24 protein-coding genes are annotated in these 22126 nt (G+C 40.8%); all 24 read left to right on the top strand.

Annotation, left to right across the window (positions count from 1 at the left end; genetic code table 11):
- Positions 1 to 4 precede the first annotated feature (4 nt).
- The 24 genes from ffh (at position 5) to fliE (ending at position 22110) form a co-directional block, all read left to right on the top strand.
- Positions 5 to 1357 (top strand): signal recognition particle protein, encoded by a 1353-nt coding sequence (gene ffh, locus ACEQ1T_RS10625; RefSeq protein WP_206836322.1) that lies wholly within the window; start codon positions 5 to 7, stop codon positions 1355 to 1357.
- A gap of 109 nt (positions 1358 to 1466) precedes the next feature.
- Positions 1467 to 1739 carry a 30S ribosomal protein S16 gene (rpsP, locus tag ACEQ1T_RS10620; protein WP_009330784.1) on the top strand — a complete coding sequence of 91 codons (273 nt, stop codon included), beginning with the start codon at positions 1467 to 1469 and terminating at the stop codon, positions 1737 to 1739.
- 11 nt (positions 1740 to 1750) lie between these two features.
- On the top strand, positions 1751 to 1981 hold the full coding sequence (locus tag ACEQ1T_RS10615) for a KH domain-containing protein (protein ID WP_009330783.1): 231 nt from the start codon (positions 1751 to 1753) through the stop codon (positions 1979 to 1981).
- Positions 1982 to 2129: 148 nt separating this feature from the next.
- Positions 2130 to 2516, top strand: coding sequence for a YlqD family protein (locus ACEQ1T_RS10610; RefSeq protein ID WP_206836325.1), 387 nt, complete (start codon positions 2130 to 2132; stop codon positions 2514 to 2516).
- A gap of 12 nt (positions 2517 to 2528) precedes the next feature.
- Complete coding sequence (rimM, locus tag ACEQ1T_RS10605; protein WP_370222807.1) at positions 2529 to 3050, top strand: ribosome maturation factor RimM; 522 nt, start codon at positions 2529 to 2531, stop codon at positions 3048 to 3050.
- Positions 3050 to 3787, top strand: coding sequence for a tRNA (guanosine(37)-N1)-methyltransferase TrmD (trmD, locus tag ACEQ1T_RS10600; protein ID WP_206837649.1), 738 nt, complete (start codon positions 3050 to 3052; stop codon positions 3785 to 3787). The genes rimM and trmD overlap by 1 nt, the downstream gene beginning before the upstream one ends.
- A gap of 137 nt (positions 3788 to 3924) precedes the next feature.
- Positions 3925 to 4269: a 50S ribosomal protein L19 gene (rplS, locus tag ACEQ1T_RS10595; protein WP_009330779.1), complete on the top strand. Its 345-nt coding sequence runs from the start codon at positions 3925 to 3927 to the stop codon at positions 4267 to 4269.
- 211 nt (positions 4270 to 4480) lie between these two features.
- Positions 4481 to 5032, top strand: a complete 552-nt coding sequence (lepB, locus tag ACEQ1T_RS10590; RefSeq protein WP_035328928.1) for a signal peptidase I — start codon at positions 4481 to 4483, stop codon at positions 5030 to 5032.
- A gap of 42 nt (positions 5033 to 5074) precedes the next feature.
- Positions 5075 to 5947: a ribosome biogenesis GTPase YlqF gene (gene ylqF, locus ACEQ1T_RS10585; protein WP_370222805.1), complete on the top strand. Its 873-nt coding sequence runs from the start codon at positions 5075 to 5077 to the stop codon at positions 5945 to 5947.
- 86 nt (positions 5948 to 6033) lie between these two features.
- Positions 6034 to 6813 (top strand): ribonuclease HII, encoded by a 780-nt coding sequence (locus ACEQ1T_RS10580; protein WP_370222804.1) that lies wholly within the window; start codon positions 6034 to 6036, stop codon positions 6811 to 6813.
- An 11-nt stretch (positions 6814 to 6824) separates the two neighbouring features.
- Complete coding sequence (locus ACEQ1T_RS10575) at positions 6825 to 8684, top strand: hypothetical protein (protein ID WP_370222803.1); 1860 nt, start codon at positions 6825 to 6827, stop codon at positions 8682 to 8684.
- Entirely contained in the window at positions 8681 to 8977 is a 297-nt protein-coding gene (locus ACEQ1T_RS10570; protein ID WP_370222801.1) for an EscU/YscU/HrcU family type III secretion system export apparatus switch protein, read from the top strand. The genes ACEQ1T_RS10575 and ACEQ1T_RS10570 overlap by 4 nt, the downstream gene beginning before the upstream one ends.
- 305 nt (positions 8978 to 9282) lie before the next feature.
- Positions 9283 to 10443, top strand: coding sequence for an ADP-forming succinate--CoA ligase subunit beta (gene sucC / locus ACEQ1T_RS10565; protein ID WP_206836341.1), 1161 nt, complete (start codon positions 9283 to 9285; stop codon positions 10441 to 10443).
- A 131-nt stretch (positions 10444 to 10574) separates the two neighbouring features.
- On the top strand, positions 10575 to 11477 hold the full coding sequence (sucD, locus tag ACEQ1T_RS10560) for a succinate--CoA ligase subunit alpha (RefSeq protein WP_009330772.1): 903 nt from the start codon (positions 10575 to 10577) through the stop codon (positions 11475 to 11477).
- Positions 11478 to 11590: 113 nt separating this feature from the next.
- Positions 11591 to 12466 carry a DNA-processing protein DprA gene (gene dprA, locus ACEQ1T_RS10555; protein ID WP_370222800.1) on the top strand — a complete coding sequence of 292 codons (876 nt, stop codon included), beginning with the start codon at positions 11591 to 11593 and terminating at the stop codon, positions 12464 to 12466.
- 496 nt (positions 12467 to 12962) lie between these two features.
- Positions 12963 to 15038, top strand: a complete 2076-nt coding sequence (gene topA / locus ACEQ1T_RS10550) for a type I DNA topoisomerase (RefSeq protein WP_206836346.1) — start codon at positions 12963 to 12965, stop codon at positions 15036 to 15038.
- A gap of 246 nt (positions 15039 to 15284) precedes the next feature.
- Positions 15285 to 16592, top strand: coding sequence for an FADH(2)-oxidizing methylenetetrahydrofolate--tRNA-(uracil(54)-C(5))-methyltransferase TrmFO (trmFO, locus tag ACEQ1T_RS10545; protein ID WP_370222798.1), 1308 nt, complete (start codon positions 15285 to 15287; stop codon positions 16590 to 16592).
- A 64-nt stretch (positions 16593 to 16656) separates the two neighbouring features.
- Positions 16657 to 17559, top strand: coding sequence for a tyrosine recombinase XerC (gene xerC, locus ACEQ1T_RS10540; protein WP_370222796.1), 903 nt, complete (start codon positions 16657 to 16659; stop codon positions 17557 to 17559).
- A gap of 70 nt (positions 17560 to 17629) precedes the next feature.
- Positions 17630 to 18172 carry an ATP-dependent protease subunit HslV gene (gene hslV, locus ACEQ1T_RS10535; protein WP_009330767.1) on the top strand — a complete coding sequence of 181 codons (543 nt, stop codon included), beginning with the start codon at positions 17630 to 17632 and terminating at the stop codon, positions 18170 to 18172.
- Between the two features lie 18 nt (positions 18173 to 18190).
- Complete coding sequence (gene hslU / locus ACEQ1T_RS10530; RefSeq protein WP_370222794.1) at positions 18191 to 19594, top strand: HslU--HslV peptidase ATPase subunit; 1404 nt, start codon at positions 18191 to 18193, stop codon at positions 19592 to 19594.
- A gap of 138 nt (positions 19595 to 19732) precedes the next feature.
- Positions 19733 to 20512 (top strand): GTP-sensing pleiotropic transcriptional regulator CodY, encoded by a 780-nt coding sequence (gene codY / locus ACEQ1T_RS10525; protein ID WP_206836360.1) that lies wholly within the window; start codon positions 19733 to 19735, stop codon positions 20510 to 20512.
- Positions 20513 to 20941: 429 nt separating this feature from the next.
- Entirely contained in the window at positions 20942 to 21337 is a 396-nt protein-coding gene (flgB, locus tag ACEQ1T_RS10520; protein ID WP_206836364.1) for a flagellar basal body rod protein FlgB, read from the top strand.
- Positions 21338 to 21339: 2 nt separating this feature from the next.
- Entirely contained in the window at positions 21340 to 21792 is a 453-nt protein-coding gene (gene flgC / locus ACEQ1T_RS10515; protein ID WP_370222791.1) for a flagellar basal body rod protein FlgC, read from the top strand.
- A 12-nt stretch (positions 21793 to 21804) separates the two neighbouring features.
- Positions 21805 to 22110 (top strand): flagellar hook-basal body complex protein FliE, encoded by a 306-nt coding sequence (fliE, locus tag ACEQ1T_RS10510; RefSeq protein WP_206836372.1) that lies wholly within the window; start codon positions 21805 to 21807, stop codon positions 22108 to 22110.
- Positions 22111 to 22126: the final 16 nt, after the last annotated feature.

Genomic DNA, 22126 nt, shown 5'->3' with positions numbered 1-22126 from the left:
ATATATGGCATTTGAAGGATTGGCCGACCGACTGCAAAATACAATTCAGAAGATCCGCGGAAAAGGCAAAATCAATGAAGCGGATGTAAAAGAAATGATGCGTGAAGTCCGTCTCGCCCTTTTGGAAGCGGACGTAAACTTCAAAGTCGTCAAAGAGTTTGTCAAAAAAGTCAGCGAACGTGCTGTCGGACAGGAAGTATTAAAGAGCCTGACGCCAGGACAGCAAGTCATTAAGGTTGTTAAAGAAGAATTAACGGAACTGATGGGCGGAGAGCAAAGCAAAATTGCTGTCTCCAATCGTCCCCCGACAGTCATTATGATGGTCGGTCTTCAGGGTGCCGGTAAAACGACTACAACCGGAAAGCTTGCAAACCTGCTCCGCAAAAAGTATAACCGCAATCCGATGCTTGTTGCTGCAGATATTTACCGCCCTGCGGCGATTAAACAGCTCGAAACACTTGGCAAACAGCTTAATATGCCGGTCTTCTCCCTTGGTGATCAAGTCAGTCCTGTTGAAATTGCAAAACAGGCAATCGCAAAGGCAAAAGAGGATCATCATGATTATGTTCTGATCGATACAGCAGGAAGGCTGCATGTGGATGAAGCCTTAATGGATGAGCTAAAGCAAATCAAAGAGCTTTCCAATCCAGATGAAATATTCCTTGTTGTCGATGCAATGACTGGTCAAGATGCGGTTAATGTAGCGCAAAGCTTCAATGATCTACTGGGTCTTACTGGGGTTGTCCTGACGAAGCTGGATGGCGATACTCGAGGCGGTGCGGCTCTATCCATTAGATCCGTGACGAACACGCCGATTAAATTCGTCGGTCTTGGGGAAAAACTGGATGCGCTTGAAGCGTTCCATCCAGAACGGATGGCGTCCCGTATATTAGGTATGGGAGATGTCCTATCCCTAATTGAAAAAGCACAGGCCAATGTGGATGAAGAAAAGGCAAAAGAGCTTGAGCAGAAGATGCGCACGGCTTCTTTCACATTCGATGATTTTTTGGATCAGCTTGGTCAGGTCCGCAGCATGGGACCGCTCGATGAGCTGCTGAAAATGATGCCTGGTGCAAACAAAATTAAAGGCTTGAATAATATCCAAATAGATGAGAAGCAAATCACTCATGTTGAAGCGATTATTAAATCGATGACGAAGGAAGAGAAAACTCATCCGGAAATCATCAATTCAAGCCGCCGCAAACGGATTGCCAAGGGAAGCGGAAGAACCGTTCCTGAAGTAAACCGTCTGCTGAAGCAATTTGAAGACATGAAAAAGATGATGAAGCAAATGGCTGGCATGCAGCAAAAAGGCAAGAAAAAAGGCGGATTTAAGCTTCCTTTTAACCCTTTTTAAGCTGTCAGTAAAGCTTTTCATAAGATGTAAAGAAAAAAACCTTTACAAACTAATTAACTATCTGATATTATACTATCTTGTGTGAAACTATTCGGAGGTGCTTTTTAAAATGGCAGTAAAAATTCGTTTAAAGCGTATGGGTGCTCACAAAAACCCTTTCTATCGTATTGTTGTAGCTGATTCTCGTTCTCCTCGTGACGGACGTTTCATTGAAACAGTAGGAACTTACAACCCGGTTGCTCAGCCGGCGATCGTTGAAATCAATGAAGAGTTGGCTCTTAAATGGCTTCAGACAGGTGCTAAGCCATCAGATACAGTACGCAACCTTTTCTCTAAGCAAGGCATTATGGAGAAATTCCATAACGCTAAAAACGGTAAGTAATTCATTATAAGATGAAAGAGCTTATCGAAACGATTGTTAAGCCCCTTGTTGATTTTCCGGAAGATGTTCAAGTGAATGTCCAAGAAGAGGATCAGCGCGTAACCTATCAGCTTTCCGTCAACAAGAATGACATGGGGAAAGTAATTGGGAAGCAAGGGCGCGTTGCGAAAGCAATACGGACCGTTGTCTATGCAGCAGGTTCATCAGAACAAAAGAAGATCTTTTTAGAGATCATCGAATAATTATCCTGCACTGAGCAGGGTATTACCAAAAAAGGAGGGGCTTCCCCTCCTTTTTTTACAATCTAAAAAAATAAACATCGCCAACTAAGAATTTGACAGCAGTCAGTAAAGCCGTTTTTTAATCGGATCAATTTGGGAGGCGCTGTACATGAACATTATTCAATCGGTTACAGTTAAGCAGGTGCTGACAGAAAACAGCAAGAACGAACTGCTGGAAGGCTATATTGCCCAAAAAAAACAGCTGCAAAAAGAAAGTGATCAGTTGAGGTTTGAACTGAAAAAACAGGAAAAAACCAAAAAACTGCATCCGGCCAGTCTAAAAAAGCATTTTGAAAAGGAAATTCAAATGAGGCAGGAAAAAGTCCAGCTGCTCGATTTTCAAATAGAACAATTACATATGCTACCATTAGGAAGTGAATTAAAGGAAAAAGAAGTCCAGGCGATTATTGAGGTTCAAAAGGGTACCCGCTGGGAAGACATAGAAAAAGGGAAAACAATCATCATAAGAGATGGAATTGTTGATGAAATTCGCTAGAGGTGATAGTTAATGCAGAAATGGTTCAATGTAGGAAAAATCGTGAACACCCATGGCATTAAAGGAGAAGCAAGAGTCATCTCCAAGACAGACTTTGCAGAAGAAAGGTATAAGCCGGGAAATAAACTTTATTTGTTCATGCCTGACACAAAGGGTGATCCAATTGAGCTGACAGTGAAATCTCACCGTACCCATAAATCCTTCGATCTGCTTACCTTTGAAGGATACGAAAATATTAATGGGATTGAAAAAATGAAGGGCGGCATCCTGAAAATTTCAGAAGATCAGTTAGGCAATCTGGAAGAAGATGAATTTTACTACCATGAAATCATAGGGTGTACAGTTGAAACGCTTGATGGTGAAGAAGTAGGTAAAATCAAGGAAATTCTTTCTCCTGGAGCAAATGATGTTTGGGTAATCAAAGCAAAAGGCGGGAAGGTTATTCTGATTCCGTATATTGCAGATGTTGTCAAGGAAGTTAATGTAGAAGACAAACTTGTGAAAATAAATGCGATAGAAGGATTGCTTTCATGATGAATATTGATGTGCTCACGCTGTTTCCTGAAATGTTTGAAGGAGTTTTTGGGCATTCCATTTTAAAAAAAGCAGCTGAAAATGAAGCAGTGAAATACAATGTGGTCAACTTTAGGGAATACGCCGACAATAAACACAAAACGGTAGATGATTATCCATATGGCGGAGGGGCAGGAATGGTTTTGAAACCGCAGCCCATATTTGATGCTGTAGATGATCTTCGCAGTAAAAGCGGGGCATCTCCGAGGGTTATTCTTCTGTGTCCTCAAGGAGAACGCTTTACACAGAAGAAAGCTGAAGAGCTTGCAAAAATGGATCACCTGATTTTTGTTTGCGGCCATTATGAGGGGTATGATGAAAGAATACGGGAACATGTGGTAACCGATGAAATTTCGATTGGTGATTTTGTGCTTACTGGAGGAGAGCTCGGAGCCATGGTCGTAATCGACAGTGTGGTCCGTTTGCTGCCTGGAGTATTGGGCAACGAAGAATCACATATGAAAGACTCTTTCAGCACAGGTTTTCTTGAACACCCTCATTATACCCGTCCGGCGGATTTCAGGGGAATTAAAGTGCCGGATGTCCTCATGTCAGGGAATCATCGCCTTATCGATGAGTGGCGAGCCAAAGAATCCTTGAGAAGGACGTATGTAAGGCGTCCTGATCTTCTTGAGCACTCTGAATTAACAAAAGAACAGCAAAAATGGCTGGAAGAAATAAAAAAAGAAGATAAATAACATTGAAGTTGCCGTCCAAGTATGGTATGATACTTTTTGTGACTTAGGCTGAACCTGTTCAGTTTACGTCTGATAAAGATGTTCCGCTGCAAACATATAGGTTGTGCATGAGCGTCTGCTGAGAGGAGTTGAAAACGATGCAAAAATTAATTGAAGAAATCACAAAAGAACAGCTTCGTACGGACCTTCCGTCTTTCCGTCCTGGTGATACTGTACGTGTACACGTAAGTATTGTTGAGGGAACTCGTGAGCGTGTTCAGGTATACGAAGGTGTTGTGATTAAGCGTCGTGGTGGTGGAATCAGCGAAACTTTCACAGTTCGTAAGATTTCTTACGGTGTAGGCGTTGAGCGTACATTCCCTGTACACACACCTAAGATTGCGAAGCTTGAAGTTATCCGCCGCGGTAAAGTCCGCCGTGCGAAACTTTACTACCTGCGTAACCTTCGCGGTAAAAAAGCTCGTATCAAAGAAATTCGATAATAAAGAAAAGAAGGAGCTTGATAATCAAGCTCCTTTTTCTTTCATGAAGCAGAATGCAAATAATATTACATAAATGTTAAATAATATATAAATGAGATTCCCATCGTGTTTATTAAGATGAATTTTTGTACAATAAACAATAGAAATCACTTACTGCGGTACATGCAGGGATATAAGCATAATTTTTGACGGAAGAATGGTGGGGAAGGCTATGGCAAAAAAGAAAAATGAATTGTGGGAATGGACAAAAGCTCTTGTAATTGCAGTCCTGTTAGCGGCAGTCATCAGATATTTTTTATTTGCGCCGATTGTGGTTGACGGCTTATCCATGATGCCAACATTGCATGATCAGGATCGGATGATTGTTAATAAGTTCAGCTATAAGATTGGAGAGCCGGAGCGCTTCGACATCATTGTATTCCATGCACCGGAAAACAAAGATTACATCAAAAGAGTAATAGGTCTTCCAGGAGATAAGATTGAATATAAAGATGATACTCTTTATGTAAATGGAAAAGCTTATGAAGAGCCATACCTGGATGAATATAAGAAGCAGGTAATTGACGGTCCGCTGACGGAGCCGTTTACTTTAAAAGAAAAGATAGGACAGGAAACAGTGCCAGAAGGCCACTTGTTTGTAATGGGTGACAACCGCCGCTTCAGCAAGGACAGCCGTCACATTGGCCCTGTTGCTATGGAAGAAGTCCTTGGCGATGCCGGAGTAATATATTGGCCTATAGAGGACATTCGAATCGTTGATTGATTCTTCCTATTGTAAATACATATTGGATGGAGGTGGCCAGCTGTGACGATACAGTGGTTTCCCGGCCATATGGCGAAAGCCCGCAGGCAGGTTACAGAAAAATTAAAACTGGTCGATATCATCTTTGAGCTCGTTGATGCAAGGATTCCTTATTCATCACGGAATCCGATGATAGATGAAATTATTCAGCACAAACCCCGGCTTGTTTTATTGAATAAAGCTGACATGGCTGATAAAGAAGCGACAAGAAAGTGGATCAAACATTTTGAAAATAAGGGCATAAAAGCGCTTGCGATAAACTCACAGGCGGGACAAGGCATGAAGGAAATAGTCTCCTCGTCTCAGGGAATTCTTCAGGAAAAGTTCGATCGAATGAAAGCGAAGGGTGTTAAGCCAAGAGCAATCCGGGCAATGATTGTAGGTATTCCAAACGCAGGAAAGTCTACCCTTATCAATCGCCTGGCCAAAAAGAATATAGCCAGGACAGGAAATACTCCCGGCGTTACGAAAGCCCAGCAATGGATTAAGGTAGGGAAAGAGCTGGAGCTTCTCGATACCCCTGGAATCCTATGGCCTAAATTTGAAGATCAGGAAGTAGGTCTTAAGCTTGCTCTGACTGGAGCAATAAAAGATACTATATTAAATCTTCAGGATGTTGCAGTATATGCCCTCCGCTTTCTCGGCGACAAATATCCAGATCGCCTGAATGAGCGATATCAGCTTGATGAAATCCCGGAAGATATTGTTGAAGTATTTGATAAAATTGGCAGGCTGCGCGGCTGTCTGATGGGCGGCGCAGAAATTGATTATGATAAGGTAACAGAGCTCGTAATCAGAGAATTCCGTGCTGAAAAATTGGGGCCAATCACTTTGGAACTGCCTGAAGAAATGGCTGTTCGGGGTGAAGCTGAATAATTTAGATGAAGACCTTCTGTCCACAGGAGGCCTTTATTTTTTTGAAAAAATGCCGATACATACCATAGATTGAAAAGGAGAAGGCCATGGAAAAGTTAACTATCCGCCAAATAGAAGAAAAGATCAAAACAATTAAATTAGAGGATGACCCCTTCCTTCACTCTATAAAACACGATGACAGAAAAGGCGTACAGCAGCTTTTAGCAAAATGGAATTCCCGAAAGCTGCAGCAAAAGAAGATATTTGAAAAGCATATAGAAATGACCCGGTATGAAGTTCGGTACAGGAGCCAGGGTTTTCAGTTTATTGCCGGAATTGATGAAGTAGGCAGGGGGCCTCTTGCAGGGCCAGTGGTAGCTGCAGCAGTTATTTTGCCTGAAGACTTCTGCCTGCCGGGTTTAGATGATTCAAAAAAAGTGCCTGAGAGGAGAAGAGAAGAATTTTTTGAGACAATTAAGGCTAAGGCTGAAGCAGTCAGCATTGGAATCATTGAGCCTGAAGAAATTGACCGCATCAATATATTTGAAGCGACTAAAAAAGCAATGTTATCAGCAATTGAAGGGCTGAACCCAAAACCAGACTTCCTGCTGGTAGATGCCGTAAAACTTTTAACGCCTTACCCAATGGAAGCAATCATTAAGGGAGATGGCAAAAGCATATCGATTGCAGCGGCCTCTATCATAGCTAAAGTCACGCGAGACAGAATGATGGCTGAAATAGGTGCAGAGTTTCCCCAGTATGGATTCGAGAAAAATATGGGCTATGGGACGAAAGAGCATCTTGAAGCCATAACAAATCATGGAATTTCTTCTTATCATCGAAAGAGCTTTGCGCCAATAAAAGATCTTATTAGTGAAATAGAATAGAAGGTGAAGGCATGAAGCCGTCTGATATTATCCAAAGAATAATAAGGAATGACCAGAACAATGCAGTAAAAACAGCTGCATTTAGGCCTGGGCAAATTGTCAGCGGAAGAATAGTTAAGCTATTTCCAAACCAGAGGGCAGAGGTGCACATCGGGTCTCATAAGGTGATTGCGCAGCTTGAAACCCCTTTGTCAGCCAACAGCAGATATTGGTTTAAAGTTGAGCCAGATGAAGGAATGCTGCGCTTAAAGGTAATGGAATCAGCAAACAGACCAGGTACGTCAGCTCCGGCTGAAAGCCTTCTAAGCCAGCTTGGAATGCAGTTATCCAGAGAAAATAAAATGCTAATTCAATTTTTTCTTAAAGAACAGCTTCCAATAACAGCTGAAACTTTAAAAATGGCATCTGAATGGATCAAGGAAAGCCAATCTGCTGAAGATGGCCTGAGGACAGTAAAAGAGCTGATTGTAAGGCAGCTTCCTTTATCAAAGAATATTTTTTTAGCGCTATCCTCAGTCTTGCATGGTGATACTCTTTCTTCGCTTATGGGAGAATTACAGGAAGAGTTAAGAGATGCTGATTTATCACCCAAAGGGCAGCGATTATATTCGCTCCTTGGGGATCTGATAACGACTTCAAGAGAAAAACTGGGCCAGCAGGCGATATTCCGATTGTTTTCTGAGTGGCTGGATACAAAAAACCTGGCAAGTTCACACACTGCTTTCCAGCTCCTGAAAGTATTGGGGCTGATGCCGGGTGAAGCAGATGAGGATGCGGCTCTAAAGCAGCTTACGGAAGGAAGCCTCCAAAATAAACCGATTAGTCATGTCCTGACAGAACTTCTGAAAGCAAACGAATCGGAAAACAGGCAGGAATTTATATTGAACTTTGCCAAGCTCAATGGGATTATTTCACAAAGATCGGAAAGCATTGGACAAGCTCAAACATTAGAAACCTTATTCAATGATATTCGAAATGGAAAGATTTCTTTTCCTGCAGAAAAGAATCTGCTTAACGCCCTTTTCAAATCAGCTCTTTCTCACACATTAAACGCTGATTTGGGCCAATTATTGTCAGGTGAACCTGAGTTTAAGCAGGCTGCTGTTCAGGCGGGGATATTACTGGCCGGTGAGAAACCTTCGGCAGCAGCGGCTCTCACTCTGCTGGAAAAGACAATGCTGGATGAACTGAAAAATATCATGCGAACAGAGTTGAATTTCACATATGACCAGGGGAATATTCAAAGTGAATTGAAGAGAATAATCAGAACATTGGGGCTTTCTCATGAACATGACGTTCTAAATTTAATAAAACATCACGATGAGGAAGCCGCCGAAAAGCTGGACACCCTTAAACCGCTCCTAATGGGCCTCTTAAATGAAGAAACATCACATTCAGCTAAAGATGCAGCCGAACGGCTACTGCATAAATTAACCGGCTTTCAGGCTCTCTCACAGGAATCTGGCCCCTTGCAGCACTATATCTTTCAGCTGCCGGTTTCCTTATGGGGGAAGATCACCGATTTGACAATGCAATGGAGCGGCAGGAAAACGGAAATGGGAAAAATTGATCCCAGCCATTGCCGGGTAATATTTTATTTGAATTTGGAACATCTAAATGAAACGATTGTCGATCTTCAAGTCCAAAATAGAATCATAAATATTTCAGTTATTAATGAGAACAAAGAAATAAAGGACTTAACAGCTCCATTTGCCGCTGACTTAAAAGAAAATCTTTTGAAAATAAATTATAAGCTGTCCTCAGTTTCCTTCCAAAAGCCGGAGTCTGCGGGAGATACACTTTTGGCAAGGGAAACAATGACATCGATTGTGCAATCAAATCAATTCAGCGGAGTAGATATAAGGATATGAAAAAAGATCATGATAGACAAAGGAAAGAAGCGATAGCATTAACCTATGATCCTGTGAATCAGGTTGCTCCAAAAATATCTGCAAAAGGAAAGGGACTGGTTGCTGAGAATATCCTTGCAAAAGCTAAGGAACATGATATTCCGGTTCAGGAAGATCCGGCCCTTGTGGAGCTTCTGGGCAAGCTTAATATCAATGAGGGAATACCAGAAGAACTTTATCAGGCTGTTGCTGAGGTGTTTGCTTTCATCTACAGGGCTGATCAGGAAGCTGGGAATAAGGAAATTAAAAAATAATCTATTCTGGTAAACCAATATGGTTCTTTCTCATCAAATCATTTCGAAGGGGAGAGAGCGGGATTTTACTTGAGTCTAATAGAAAAGAAAACTGTCGAAAAGGCGGTTTTTCTTTATTTTAAAAAAATGTTTTTATAATAAATAATGTTCAAAACAGGTATTATGACTGGGTTTCTGCACTTTTTAATATTTTTAATTTTTAAAGAAATATAATATTTTAGAGTAAATGGTAGACAAGGGGTTTTTCATTTAATAAAATGAAAGCGCAGTCTATTTTTTTGAAGAGTTAGATAGGAGGATGGGAAATGAATATACATGAGTATCAAGGTAAAGAAGTCCTCAGACAATACGGGGTATCAGTTCCGAACGGAAAAGTGGCATTTACAGTAGAAGAAGCTGTTGAAGCTGCTAAAGAACTTGGCACTGAGGTATGTGTGGTTAAGGCACAAATCCACGCCGGAGGACGCGGTAAAGCTGGCGGTGTAAAAGTTGCCAAAAATCTTGATGAAGTTCGTACATATGCAGGTGAAATCCTGGGGAAAACACTTGTTACACATCAAACAGGCCCGGAAGGCAAGGAAGTAAAGCGTTTACTGATTGAAGAGGGCTGTGACATTAAGAAGGAATACTATGTTGGTCTAGTATTGGACCGCGCAACATCACGCGTAGTTTTAATGGCTTCTGAAGAGGGCGGCACAGAAATCGAAGAAGTGGCAGAACAGACGCCTGAAAAAATCTTCAAGGAAGAAATCGATCCTGTACTTGGATTAACAGCATTCCAGGCGCGCAGAATCGCTTTTAATATCAATATCCCGTCAAAACTTGTCGGACAAGCAGTTAAATTCATGATGGGCTTATATAGAGCTTATATTGAAAAAGATTGCTCCATCGCTGAAATCAATCCATTAGTAGTAACTGGTGACGGCAAGGTAATGGCTCTGGATGCAAAGCTGAACTTTGATTCAAATGCTCTTTACCGTCAAAAAGATATCATGGCTCTTCGTGACCTTGAAGAAGAGGATGCAAAGGAAATCGAAGCATCAAAATACGACTTAAGCTATATTTCTCTAGATGGCAACATCGGCTGCATGGTTAACGGTGCGGGATTGGCGATGGCTACTATGGATATCGTTAAGCACTATGGGGGAGACCCGGCCAACTTCCTTGATGTTGGGGGCGGAGCTACAGCTGAGAAGGTTACTGAAGCTTTCAAAATCATCCTTTCTGATAAAAATGTAAAAGGTATTTTTGTTAATATCTTTGGCGGAATTATGAAGTGCGACGTCATCGCCACTGGTGTAGTGGAAGCAGCGAAGCAAGTAGGCTTGAATGTGCCTTTAGTTGTACGTTTGGAAGGTACGAATGTTGAATTGGGCAAAAAGATCCTTGCTGAATCCGATATCGATATCATCGCAGCTGAATCAATGGCTGACGGCGCACAGAAAATCGTTTCTTTAGTAGGCTAAGAATCAAAATTGAGCGGCCGTTCAGTGCCAATGTAATTTAGCGGATTCCTAATGGCATTTTGCCTGAAAGTTTTATGCTGAAGCCTTTTGAGCGCAGGATGGCACTCTTTAGACCAGAAAGGAGAATTAACGTGAGCGTATTTATTAATAAAGATACTAAAGTTATAGTTCAAGGGATTACTGGTTCAACAGCCCTTTTCCATACAAAGCAAATGCTTGAATACGGAACGCAAATTGTCGGCGGTGTAACTCCGGGTAAAGGCGGTACTGAAGTAGAAGGGGTTCCTGTCTTCAATACTGTGGAGGAAGCCGTTAAGGCGACAGGTGCCAATGCCTCCGTTATCTATGTTCCAGCTCCATTTGCTGCAGATGCTATTCTTGAGGCGGTAGATGCAGAATTGGATCTTGCCATTTGCATCACTGAGCATATTCCTGTATTGGATATGGTTAAAGTTAAGCGTTATATGGAAGGCAAAAAGACTCGCCTTGTAGGTCCTAACTGCCCTGGTGTTATTACTCCTGATGAGTGTAAGATCGGCATTATGCCTGGATATATCCATACTAAAGGTCATGTAGGGGTTGTTTCCCGTTCTGGAACATTGACTTATGAAGCGGTACACCAGCTTTCACAGGCTGGAATCGGCCAGTCTACTGCTGTTGGAATCGGCGGAGACCCGGTAAACGGAACTAACTTCATCGATGTATTAAAAGCATTTAATGAAGATCCAGAAACGTATGCTGTAATCATGATTGGTGAAATCGGCGGAACAGCTGAAGAAGAAGCTGCAGAGTGGGTTAAAGCAAACATGACTAAGCCTGTTGTAGGCTTTATCGGCGGACGCACTGCACCTCCAGGAAAGCGTATGGGCCATGCCGGCGCCATTATTTCAGGAGGCAAAGGAACAGCTGATGAAAAAATCCGTGTAATGAATGAATGCGGTATTCAGGTAGCAGATACTCCATCCGTAATGGGTGAAACCCTGATAAAGGTTTTAAAAGAAAAAGGCCTTTATGATCAGTGTAAAACTCATTAATCTTAATTGATTGACTTAAGAGTAGTCCCTCTTTTTGAGGGGCTATTTCTGCATTGTGAAAAACGGCTATCCCCGCCCATACCCCGCTTTTTAAAAAATTCAGGAGGCTCCCCATGAATGAATTTAATATGAGGCTCATCCATCTCCATCATTGCAGAGGAATGAGCTGGAAGATGATTTATTACATTCTGAAGAAAGATCCCCAATTGAAATTTATGTATAATGATGCAATGCGCCGAATGATGCCCCAGATTTTCACCACTCTAGATTCACTTTCCAATGCACTCCAAGACCTTCATTCCGATCGAATCCAGAAACAAATCCGCCAATACTCAACAAATGGCATTAGAACCATAACTATTTTTGATGAGGAATATCCAAGGCTATTAAAAGAAACGTACCAGCCGCCATGGGTTATTTATGCGAAAGGTGATATCGGTCTTCTGAATAGAGGAACTAACCTCGCCGTTGTCGGATCCAGACAGGCAACAGAGTATGGAGAAAAAGCCATTCAATACATGGTTCCCAAGCTTATTGAAAAAGGGATTATTATTGTAAGCGGACTGGCGGCTGGCATTGATGCCATTGCGCATAAGGAAGCAATCAAAAATAAAGGAAAAACAATTGGTGTCATAGCTGGCGGACTGTTCCATATTTATCCCCAGGCTAATCGAAAGCTGGCATATGAAATGATGAAAAATCAGCTGGTTATTTCTGAATATCCGCCAGACACTAGACCCTCAAGATGGCATTTTCCAATAAGAAACCGAATCATCAGCGGCATTAGCAGAGGCACACTGATAATCCAGGCAAAAAGCAAAAGCGGCTCCCTTATCACAGCTAATTATGCAGTTCAGGAAGGAAGAGATGTCTTTGCAGTTCCCGGAAATATATTTAGCCCGTTTTCAGGGGGCACTAATGAATTAATTCAGCAAGGCGCCAAACTGGTAAAATCAGCTGAAGATATTTTAGAAGAGTTCCTTTACTGATCAGTCAATGAAATAGGAGCCTTGATATTAATTAAGTGCTCCTTTTCTTATATCAGCCATAATAATTGTGTTAATTTAAAGGATTTTTTATAAAAAGGTTGAAATTCTATTAAAACTGTTATACATTTTGCAACAGGTATTATGGAAAGAAAAAGACTGCTTCTTTATACATTTTAGAATTTTTTCTTGGAAACGGTTGCGGAAATATTCCTCTTAAGTTTGACAAACTTGAATAGAATGTAGAATAATAATGAATATTTCAATACGCAGGCAGTAAAGCTGATGATAACAGCAAGCTGATGAAGAATAATTCTAATTAATTCAAGTATGCTAAAAAGACACTTAAACCGCTCCTCAGGATATAAATATCCAACCAGAGGCTGTTTTATTGGTTATTGATAAATGAAAGCAGGCAAGTATAGCATGGCAACAAATACTGCATTTCAAGATTGATTTTGCCTGAATGTTTAAAAATCCCTCTCAAGGAGGACTATTGATGTCAGAGTTTCTTGTAATCGTTGAGTCACCTGCAAAGGCAAAAACGATTGAGCGTTATTTAGGAAAAAAATATAAAGTTAGAGCTTCCATGGGACATGTCAGGGATCTTCCTAAAAGCCAAATGGGCATAGATGTGGAAAATAATTTTGAACCAAAATACATAACCATTCGTGGAAAGGGCCCTGTTTTAAAGGAACTTAAGTCAGCGGCCAAAAAAGCCAAGAAAATTTATCTCGCGGCTGACCCCGACAGAGAAGGGGAAGCAATTGCCTGGCATTTGGCACATAGCCTGGACATGGATATTACATCGGATTGCCGGGTTGTTTTTAATGAAATTACGAAAGACGCCATTAAAGAATCTTTTAAGCATCCAAGGCCAATCAACATGGATCTTGTTGATGCCCAGCAGGCAAGACGGATGCTTGACCGTTTAGTCGGTTATAATATCAGTCCCTTATTATGGAAGAAAGTGAAAAAAGGATTAAGTGCTGGCAGAGTACAGTCTGTTGCAGTCCGTTTGATTATCGACCGCGAAAAGGAAATTAAGGACTTTATACCAGAAGAATACTGGTCCATTGATGGAGAGTTCCTAAAAGGAAAAACAGCCTTCGATGCAGCTTTTTACGGGCTGGAGAATGAAAAAGTGGAATTGAAGTCTGAAAGCGATGTTCAAAATATATTGAGTAAAATGAAGGGCAATAAATTCAAGGTGGTATCGGTTACCAAGAAGGAAAGAAAGCGGAATCCCGCCGCCCCTTTTACTACGTCCTCACTTCAGCAGGAAGCTGCAAGGAAATTAAATTTCCGCGCCAAGAAAACAATGATGCTTGCACAGCAGCTTTACGAGGGGATTGACCTAGGCAAAGAAGGAACTGTCGGATTAATTACCTATATGAGAACTGATTCAACACGCATATCTGAAATTGCGCAAAATGAAGCAGCAGATTATATTCAAAACTCTTACGGGAAAGAATTCCTGCAGGGTGAAAAGAAAAAAGAAAAGAAAAACAACAATGCTCAGGATGCTCATGAGGCCATCCGCCCGACGAGTACATTAAGGTCGCCTGCAAGTTTAAAAGAATACTTGTCGCGTGATCAGCTTCGATTATACAGGCTCATTTGGGAACGATTTGTTGCAAGCCAGATGGCCCCAGCCGTTATGGATACGATGAGTGTGGATTTAAAGAATGGAGAAGTGATTTTCCGTGCAACAGGGTCAAAAGTGAAGTTCCCTGGATTCATGAAGGTCTATGTTGAAGGCACAGATGATCAGTCAGAGGAAAAAGATAATATGCTCCCAGACCTTAAGGAAGGGGATGAAGTCCTTAAAAAAGACATCGAACCCAAACAGCACTTCACACAGCCTCCTCCAAGGTATACTGAGGCAAGACTCGTAAAAACACTCGAAGAACAGGGGATTGGGCGGCCATCCACTTTTGCTCCGACTCTTGATACAATTCAAAAACGTGGTTATGTTGCTCTGGACAATAAACGTTTCGTTCCGACTGAACTGGGGGAAATTGTTCTTGAGCTAATCATGGAATTTTTCCCTGAAATCCTTGATATCGAGTTTACTGCAAAGATGGAAAAAGACCTGGACTATGTTGAAGAAGGCAAAGTTAACTGGGTGCAGATCATTGATGAATTCTATAAAGATTTTGAAAAGCATCTTGAAATTGCGGAAAAAGAGATGCAGGAAGTCGAAATTAAGGATGAACCTGCAGGTGAGGATTGTGAGCAATGCGGAAATCCAATGGTGTTCAAGATGGGGCGCTATGGAAAATTCATGGCATGCAGTAATTTCCCTGATTGCCGCAATACCAAGCCGATTGTAAAGGATATAGGTGTGAAGTGTCCGAAGTGCAAAGAAGGAAATATAATAGAAAGAAAAAGCAAAAAACGCCGGATTTTCTATGGTTGTGATAGATTCCCTGAATGTGACTTTATTTCATGGGATAAGCCGCTGCCAAGAAGCTGTCCAAAATGTGATAACCTTCTAGTTGAGAAAAAACTCAAAAAAGGTGTCCAGGTTCAGTGTGTTGAATGCGACTATAAGGAAGAAAAGCAAAGTTAAGGGTGGGCTTAAATGCTCACTCTTTTCTATTGAGGGATGAGCATCCAGATTACTTCCAGCCCGATTTCTTTCTTTCATATATCCCAAGGTAATTCAGCTGCAATTCGTTCATGAAACTTTTTTATTTTTAAATCGTATTGTAAAATGGCAAAATGAATAAGAACAGGGTAAAGTAAGAGAGACTGTTTTTAAAAATACTAATTAATCAGGACATTGTCATCATAAGTATATATGGAGGTTCATTTAATGAGAGATACAGCAGTAAATGTAATAGGAGCGGGATTGGCAGGCAGTGAGGCCGCGTGGCAGCTGGCCAGCAGGGGCATAAAAGTAAAGCTTTATGAAATGAGGCCAGTAAGGCAGACTCCTGCCCATCACACAGATAAATTTGCGGAACTTGTCTGCAGCAACTCACTGCGTGCAAATACCTTAACAAATGCAGTAGGGGTATTAAAAGAAGAAATGCGGAAGCTGAATTCTGTTATCATCCATTCAGCTGACAGCAGTGCCGTTCCTGCTGGCGGAGCCTTGGCGGTTGACCGCCATGATTTTGCCGCTCGTGTAACGGAACAAGTCAAAAACCATCCGAATGTAACGGTAATCAACGAAGAAGTGACAGGTATTCCGGAAGGGCCAACAGTGATTGCTACTGGACCGCTGACAAGTGAAGCACTTTCAGGAAAATTAAAAGAGCTGTCCGGAGAAGATTATTTATATTTTTATGATGCTGCTGCTCCAATTTTAGAAAAAGACTCAATCGATATGAATAAAGTTTATTTGAAATCACGATATGATAAGGGAGAAGCGGCATATTTGAATTGCCCTATGACAGAAGCAGAATTTGATCGTTTTTATGAGGCTCTTACCATGGCCGAAACAGTTCCATTAAAGGAATTTGAAAAGGAAATCTTTTTCGAGGGCTGTATGCCAATAGAGGTGATGGCAAATAGAGGAAAGAAAACAATGCTTTTTGGCCCGATGAAGCCGGTTGGTTTAGAAGATCCGAAAACAGGAAAAAGGCCATATGCAGTTGTTCAGCTTCGACAGGATGATGCCGCCGGAACACTTTATAATATTGTAGGTTTTCAAACTCATTTGAAATGGGGGCCGCAAAAAGAAGTAATCCGCTTGATTCCAGGTCTCGAAAATGCTGAAATAGTAAGGTATGGCGTTATGCACCGGAATACATTTATCAACTCTCCAAAAGTCCTGCGCGCAACATATCAGTTCAAGAACCGGGATGATTTATTCTTTGCAGGGCAAATGACAGGGGTTGAAGGGTATGTCGAATCTGCTGCCAGCGGACTTGTGGCAGGCATCAATGCTGCAAGACTTGTTAAAGGAGAAGATCCTATAGAGTTTCCTCATGAGACTGCGATTGGAAGCATGGCGCGTTATATTACTACAGCTAACCCGAAAAGTTTCCAGCCTATGAACGCTAATTTTGGTTTATTTCCTGAACTTCCTGAAAAAATCAGAGGGAAAAAAGAAAGAAATGAAAAACATGCGGAAAGAGCATTAGGAACAATTCAGAACTTTGTGAAAAATTTGTAAATTATGTTGCGTTGGGCTGCTTAGTTGTGATACTATTTAGTAGCCCTTGCGAGGTGAACATTTAATGTCTGAAAATGTGAACGTTTCTTTAAAGTTGTTTATTGAATATTTACAAATTGAGAAAAATTATTCACAATATACAATTGAGCATTACCAGCATGATATTAGTGAATTTTTTATGTTCATGTCTGAACAAGCCATTGCAGATATAACAAAAGTCGAGTATCAGGATGTCAGGATATATCTTACTGATCTATACGATAAAAAGATGTCCCGTAAGTCTGTTGCCAGGAAAATATCAAGCTTAAGGAGCTTTTTTAAATTTTTGCTCAGAGAAGAGAAAGTGGCTGAAAATCCTTTTGCACTTGTTTCCATTCCGAAAGCGCAGAAAAAGCTGCCGGAATTTTTCTATGAGGAGGAAATGAAGCAGCTTTTCGATGCTTGTGAAACAAGTACTCCTCTAGGGCAAAGAAATAAAGCACTTCTTGAACTATTGTATGCAACCGGCATCCGCGTCAGCGAGTGCAGCCAAATTCGCTTAAAAGACCTGGATATGTATTTATCAACGGTTCTTGTCCGCGGCAAGGGCAGTAAAGAGAGGTATGTCCCTTTCGGAAGCTTTGCCCAGGACGCACTTGACACATACATAAACCATGGACGTAAAGAATTGCTTTCTAATGGGAACGTGCAGGATAATTTGTTTCTGAATGCCCGAGGCGGTCCGCTTACAGCAAGGGGAATCAGGACTATACTGAATAAGATCATCGAAAGATCATCCTTATCAGGCAAAATCCATCCCCATATGCTTCGTCACACATTTGCGACGCATTTAATGGCAAATGGGGCTGATATGAGGACAGTTCAGGAATTACTTGGACACGCATTTCTATCTTCAACCCAGGTGTATACACATGTTACGAATGAATACCTGAAAAAAACTTATATGGCCCATCATCCGCGGGCTTAGCAGCAGAATTTAATTACCCGATAGTCTGCAGAAAAATCAAAGGCAATATGCTCCAAAGGAGGAGTCTTTCATGTCCGAATTTCATGCTACAACAATATTTGCTGTGCATCATAATGGAGAATGTGCAATGTCTGGCGACGGCCAGGTTACCTTTGGAAACGCAGTTGTGATGAAACACACTGCAAGAAAAGTCAGAAAGCTATTTAATGGTAAGGTGCTGGCTGGATTTGCAGGCTCAGTAGCCGATGCATTTACGTTATTCGAAATGTTTGAAGGAAAGCTTGAAGAGTATAATGGAAACCTTGAGAGAGCAGCTGTTGAGCTTGCAAAAGAGTGGAGAAGCGATAAGGTTTTGCGCAAACTCGAAGCAATGCTTATTGTTATGAATACCGACAGTCTGCTGCTTATCTCTGGTACAGGTGAAGTTATTGAGCCGGATGATGGAATTCTGGCTATTGGATCAGGTGGCAACTATGCTCTTGCAGCTGGACGATCTTTAAAGAGATTTGCAGGCGAGCACTTATCAGCAAGAGAAATTGCGAAGGCCTCGCTTGAAATGGCTGCGGAAATATGTGTATATACAAACCACAACATCATTGTGGAAGAACTCTAATAAAAGGAGTGCTGTTGTATGGGTAAAGGAACAAATTTAACTCCCCGCCAAATTGTTGAGCGTTTGGATCAATTTATCATCGGTCAAAAAGATGCAAAAAAAGCAGTTGCTGTAGCACTTAGAAATCGCTATCGCCGCAGCTTGCTTGAAGAAAAATTGAGGGATGAAGTAAATCCTAAAAATATACTGATGATCGGCCCGACTGGAGTCGGAAAAACTGAAATAGCACGCAGAATGGCTAAATTGGTTGGTGCCCCATTTGTCAAAGTGGAGGCAACCAAATTCACGGAAGTCGGATATGTAGGAAGGGATGTTGAATCCATGGTCAGAGATCTTGTGGAAACATCCGTCCGTTTGGTTAAAGAAGAAAAGATGATCAGTGTAAAGGAAAGAGCCGAAGAAAGTGCCAACCGCCGCATTCTTGAACTGCTCGTACCGGGTTCCAAAAAGGCAGCTAATTATAAAAATCCTCTTGAAATGCTATTTGGCGGAGGTAATGATCAGCAGCAGGATACGTATCAGACAGAAGATTTAAACCTCCAGGAAAAGCGCAAGATTATAAAAGAAAAGCTTGCACTTGGCGAATTGGAAAATGAAGTTATTACCGTAGAAGTAGAAGAGCAGCAGCCTTCAATGTTTGACATGCTGCAGGGCTCAGGTATGGAGCAAATGGGCATGAATATGCAGGATGCTCTGAGCAGCCTTATGCCAAAGAAAAGGAAAAAAAGAAAACTGACTGTACGGGAAGCGAGAAAGATTTTAACAAATGAAGAAGCCCAAAAGCTGATTGATATGGACGAAGTCAGTCAGGAGGCTGTATTCCGCGCTGAACAGTCAGGAATTATTTTCATTGATGAAATCGATAAAATAGCCAGCAAAAATAGCGGCGGTTCTTCGGCTGATGTTTCAAGGGAAGGGGTTCAAAGAGACATTTTGCCGGTGGTAGAAGGTTCAACAGTAGTAACCAAATACGGTTCTGTAAAGACAGACCATGTATTGTTTATTGCTGCCGGGGCATTCCACATGGCTAAGCCTTCAGACCTGATTCCTGAATTACAGGGACGTTTTCCGATCCGTGTGGAGCTCACGAAGCTTACCGTTGAAGATTTCTATAAAATACTCGTTGAGCCTGATAATGCATTAATAAAACAATATGAAGCATTATTGGTAACTGAAGGTATACAAATTGAATTTTCTGACGATGCTATTCGTAGGATTGCACAATTTGCATTCGAAGTTAACCAAAATACAGATAATATCGGTGCAAGGCGTCTTCATACCATCATGGAAAAACTGCTGGAGGATTTATCGTTTGAAGCACCGGATATCACAATGGAAAAAATCACAATTACCCCTCAGTATGTCGAGGAGAAACTGGGAGCCATTTCCCGCAACAAGGATCTAAGCCAGTTTATTCTATGACCCATTGTTTAATTTTCCGGGTCATAGGGTACACGAGGAATGTATCCAAAATTTTATAAGAATGATCCAATAAGCAATAAGATAATTAATCTTAACAAAATATATGTTTATGGGTTGTAGCAAATAGGAGGAAATACAATGGATTTATTAACAAAAACAAGAAAAATTAATGCAATGCTCCAAAGAGCTGCCGGAAAACCGGTTAACTTCAAGGAAATGTCAGAAACACTAAGTGAAGTAATCGAAGCAAATATCTTCGTAGTGAGCCGCAGAGGTAAACTGCTTGGATTTGCTGTAAACCAGCAAATTGAAAATGAGCGCATGAAGCAAATGCTGGCAGATCGCCAATTCCCTGAGGAATATACTAAAAATTTATTTAACATCCAGGAAACTTCATCAAATCTGGATGTAGAAAGTGAATATACTGCGTTCCCGGTTGAAAACAAAGATCTTTTCGCAAATGGTTTGACTACAATTGTTCCTATCATTGGCGGCGGTGAGCGTCTGGGCACATTAATTCTTGCCAGATTGCAGGAACAGTTCCATGATGATGATTTAATTCTTGCTGAATATGGTGCTACTGTTGTTGGTATGGAAATTCTTCGTGAAAAAGCTGAAGAAATTGAAGAAGAAGCACGCAGCAAGGCGGTTGTACAAATGGCAATCAGTTCTCTTTCATACAGTGAGCTGGAAGCGATAGAGCATATCTTTGAAGAGCTTAACGGCAACGAAGGGCTTCTTGTAGCATCGAAAATCGCTGATCGTGTAGGCATTACGCGCTCTGTAATCGTAAATGCCCTAAGAAAACTGGAAAGTGCAGGAGTTATTGAATCCCGTTCATTAGGCATGAAAGGTACTTATATCAAAGTTCTTAACGATAAGTTCCTGGTGGAATTAGAAAAACTTAAATCAAACTAATATAGTCCGTTAAAAACCCGTCCTTAATTGACGGGTTTTTTTATTACAAATAGATTACATTAAATTTTGGTAAATTTATGTATTTTTATCATTTTTTATAAGTATTTTAGTCTTAGTTTACATAATTTGTGATTGTGGTGTTAATCTTGTATGGTCAAAAAGACCTATTGTCGGAATGTAAGATAAAATTAGATGGGAGAATGAAATGGCGGGTTTTTGGTAATTATTAGAAAAATCCAATATAACTTTCAGCATATTTAAAAGATTTGTCGAAAATAGGACAAAAGAATCATTAAAATTAACCTTATGTTCATAGACATATTATTTCATATTCATTACAATAATGTTTATGATGACATATTTTGTCCATTATCACCAAATTTCTACAAAAATTACCAAGATAAAATTGTTTTATATGAGGTGTTATGATTGAAACTGTTTTCAGGCACTATATCAACATTAGAACAAGCATTGGATTACTCTTCGCTTAAGCAAAAGGTAATATCTCAAAATATTGCAAATGCAGATACTCCAAACTATAAAGCAAAAGATGCAAGCTTTAAAGAGGCTTTTCAGAGCGCTCTAGATGGATCAATGGAAGCAAACAAAAGTGATTTCAGGCATTATGACTTTAAGAATGCATCATCCTCAGGACAAGGTGTAGTGACAAAACGCAATGCTTCTTACAATCATAATGGCAATAGCGTCGATGTAGATAAGGAAATGGCTGATCTTGCTACAAATCAGATTTATTATAATGCATTGATTGAACGAGTAAGCGGGAAGTTTTCCAGTCTGCAAAATGTATTGCGGGGAGGAAAATAGTAATGTCTATGTTTCATAGTATGAATAACACAGCATCGGCTCTTACTGCCCAAAGGCTCCGCATGGATGTAATTTCTTCAAATATGGCCAATGCGGACTCTACCAGAAGTGTGAATGGAGATGGACCCTACAGAAGGAAGTCAGTAGTATTGGAACCGAAAGAAGGCCAATTTTCTTCTTTTTTAAATTTGGCAATGAGCCGAAAGGGCGGGAGCTCTCCAGGATACGGTGTAAAGGTGTCAAGAATTGCAGAAGATCGGGAGACGCCAACTAAAATTGTTTATGATCCAACACATGTCGATGCTAATGAGAATGGATATGTTGAAATGCCAAATGTGGATCCTTTAAGAGAAATGACGGATCTGATGAGTGCAACTAGATCTTATGAAGCCAACGTAACTGTTTTTAATGCCTCTAAAGGCATGATGATGAAAGCTTTGGAAATCGGCAAATAAGGAGAACTTTAAATGAATACTGTAACTTTTATGCCAGTGAATGCTTTAAAGCCTGCTGAAAATCAAAAGACTCATACATATACAGCATTCGATGCTCAGCAAAGTTTTTCGTCCGTTTTAAAGCAATCAATTGAAAAAATAAATAATGCGCAAATTCAGTCAGATGTAATGACTGAAAAGCTTGCAAAGGGAGAAAACGTAGACCTTCACCAGGTGATGATTACATCACAGAAAGCAAGCATTACGATGCAGGCTGCGCTGGAAATTAGAAATAAAGTAATTGAAGCCTATCAGGAAGCGATGAGAATGCAAGTCTAATTCTTAAATTTAAAAA

The organism is Cytobacillus sp. (assembly GCF_964223445.1).
Taxonomy (GTDB): Bacteria; Bacillota; Bacilli; order Bacillales; family Cytobacillaceae; genus Cytobacillus.
This window is presented reverse-complemented; position numbering and strand designations above follow the sequence as displayed.

Coding starts and splice junctions, on each gene's coding strand:
- ffh (WP_206836322.1), top strand. CDS start 5: ATGGCATTTGAAGGATTGGCCGACCGACTGCAAAATACAATTCAGAAG.
- rpsP (WP_009330784.1), top strand. CDS start 1,467: ATGGCAGTAAAAATTCGTTTAAAGCGTATGGGTGCTCACAAAAACCCT.
- ACEQ1T_RS10615 (WP_009330783.1), top strand. CDS start 1,751: ATGAAAGAGCTTATCGAAACGATTGTTAAGCCCCTTGTTGATTTTCCG.
- ACEQ1T_RS10610 (WP_206836325.1), top strand. CDS start 2,130: ATGAACATTATTCAATCGGTTACAGTTAAGCAGGTGCTGACAGAAAAC.
- rimM (WP_370222807.1), top strand. CDS start 2,529: ATGCAGAAATGGTTCAATGTAGGAAAAATCGTGAACACCCATGGCATT.
- trmD (WP_206837649.1), top strand. CDS start 3,050: ATGAATATTGATGTGCTCACGCTGTTTCCTGAAATGTTTGAAGGAGTT.
- rplS (WP_009330779.1), top strand. CDS start 3,925: ATGCAAAAATTAATTGAAGAAATCACAAAAGAACAGCTTCGTACGGAC.
- lepB (WP_035328928.1), top strand. CDS start 4,481: ATGGCAAAAAAGAAAAATGAATTGTGGGAATGGACAAAAGCTCTTGTA.
- ACEQ1T_RS10580 (WP_370222804.1), top strand. CDS start 6,034: ATGGAAAAGTTAACTATCCGCCAAATAGAAGAAAAGATCAAAACAATT.
- ACEQ1T_RS10575 (WP_370222803.1), top strand. CDS start 6,825: ATGAAGCCGTCTGATATTATCCAAAGAATAATAAGGAATGACCAGAAC.
- ACEQ1T_RS10570 (WP_370222801.1), top strand. CDS start 8,681: ATGAAAAAAGATCATGATAGACAAAGGAAAGAAGCGATAGCATTAACC.
- sucC (WP_206836341.1), top strand. CDS start 9,283: ATGAATATACATGAGTATCAAGGTAAAGAAGTCCTCAGACAATACGGG.
- dprA (WP_370222800.1), top strand. CDS start 11,591: ATGAATGAATTTAATATGAGGCTCATCCATCTCCATCATTGCAGAGGA.
- topA (WP_206836346.1), top strand. CDS start 12,963: ATGTCAGAGTTTCTTGTAATCGTTGAGTCACCTGCAAAGGCAAAAACG.
- trmFO (WP_370222798.1), top strand. CDS start 15,285: ATGAGAGATACAGCAGTAAATGTAATAGGAGCGGGATTGGCAGGCAGT.
- xerC (WP_370222796.1), top strand. CDS start 16,657: ATGTCTGAAAATGTGAACGTTTCTTTAAAGTTGTTTATTGAATATTTA.
- hslV (WP_009330767.1), top strand. CDS start 17,630: ATGTCCGAATTTCATGCTACAACAATATTTGCTGTGCATCATAATGGA.
- hslU (WP_370222794.1), top strand. CDS start 18,191: ATGGGTAAAGGAACAAATTTAACTCCCCGCCAAATTGTTGAGCGTTTG.
- codY (WP_206836360.1), top strand. CDS start 19,733: ATGGATTTATTAACAAAAACAAGAAAAATTAATGCAATGCTCCAAAGA.
- flgC (WP_370222791.1), top strand. CDS start 21,340: ATGTCTATGTTTCATAGTATGAATAACACAGCATCGGCTCTTACTGCC.
- fliE (WP_206836372.1), top strand. CDS start 21,805: ATGAATACTGTAACTTTTATGCCAGTGAATGCTTTAAAGCCTGCTGAA.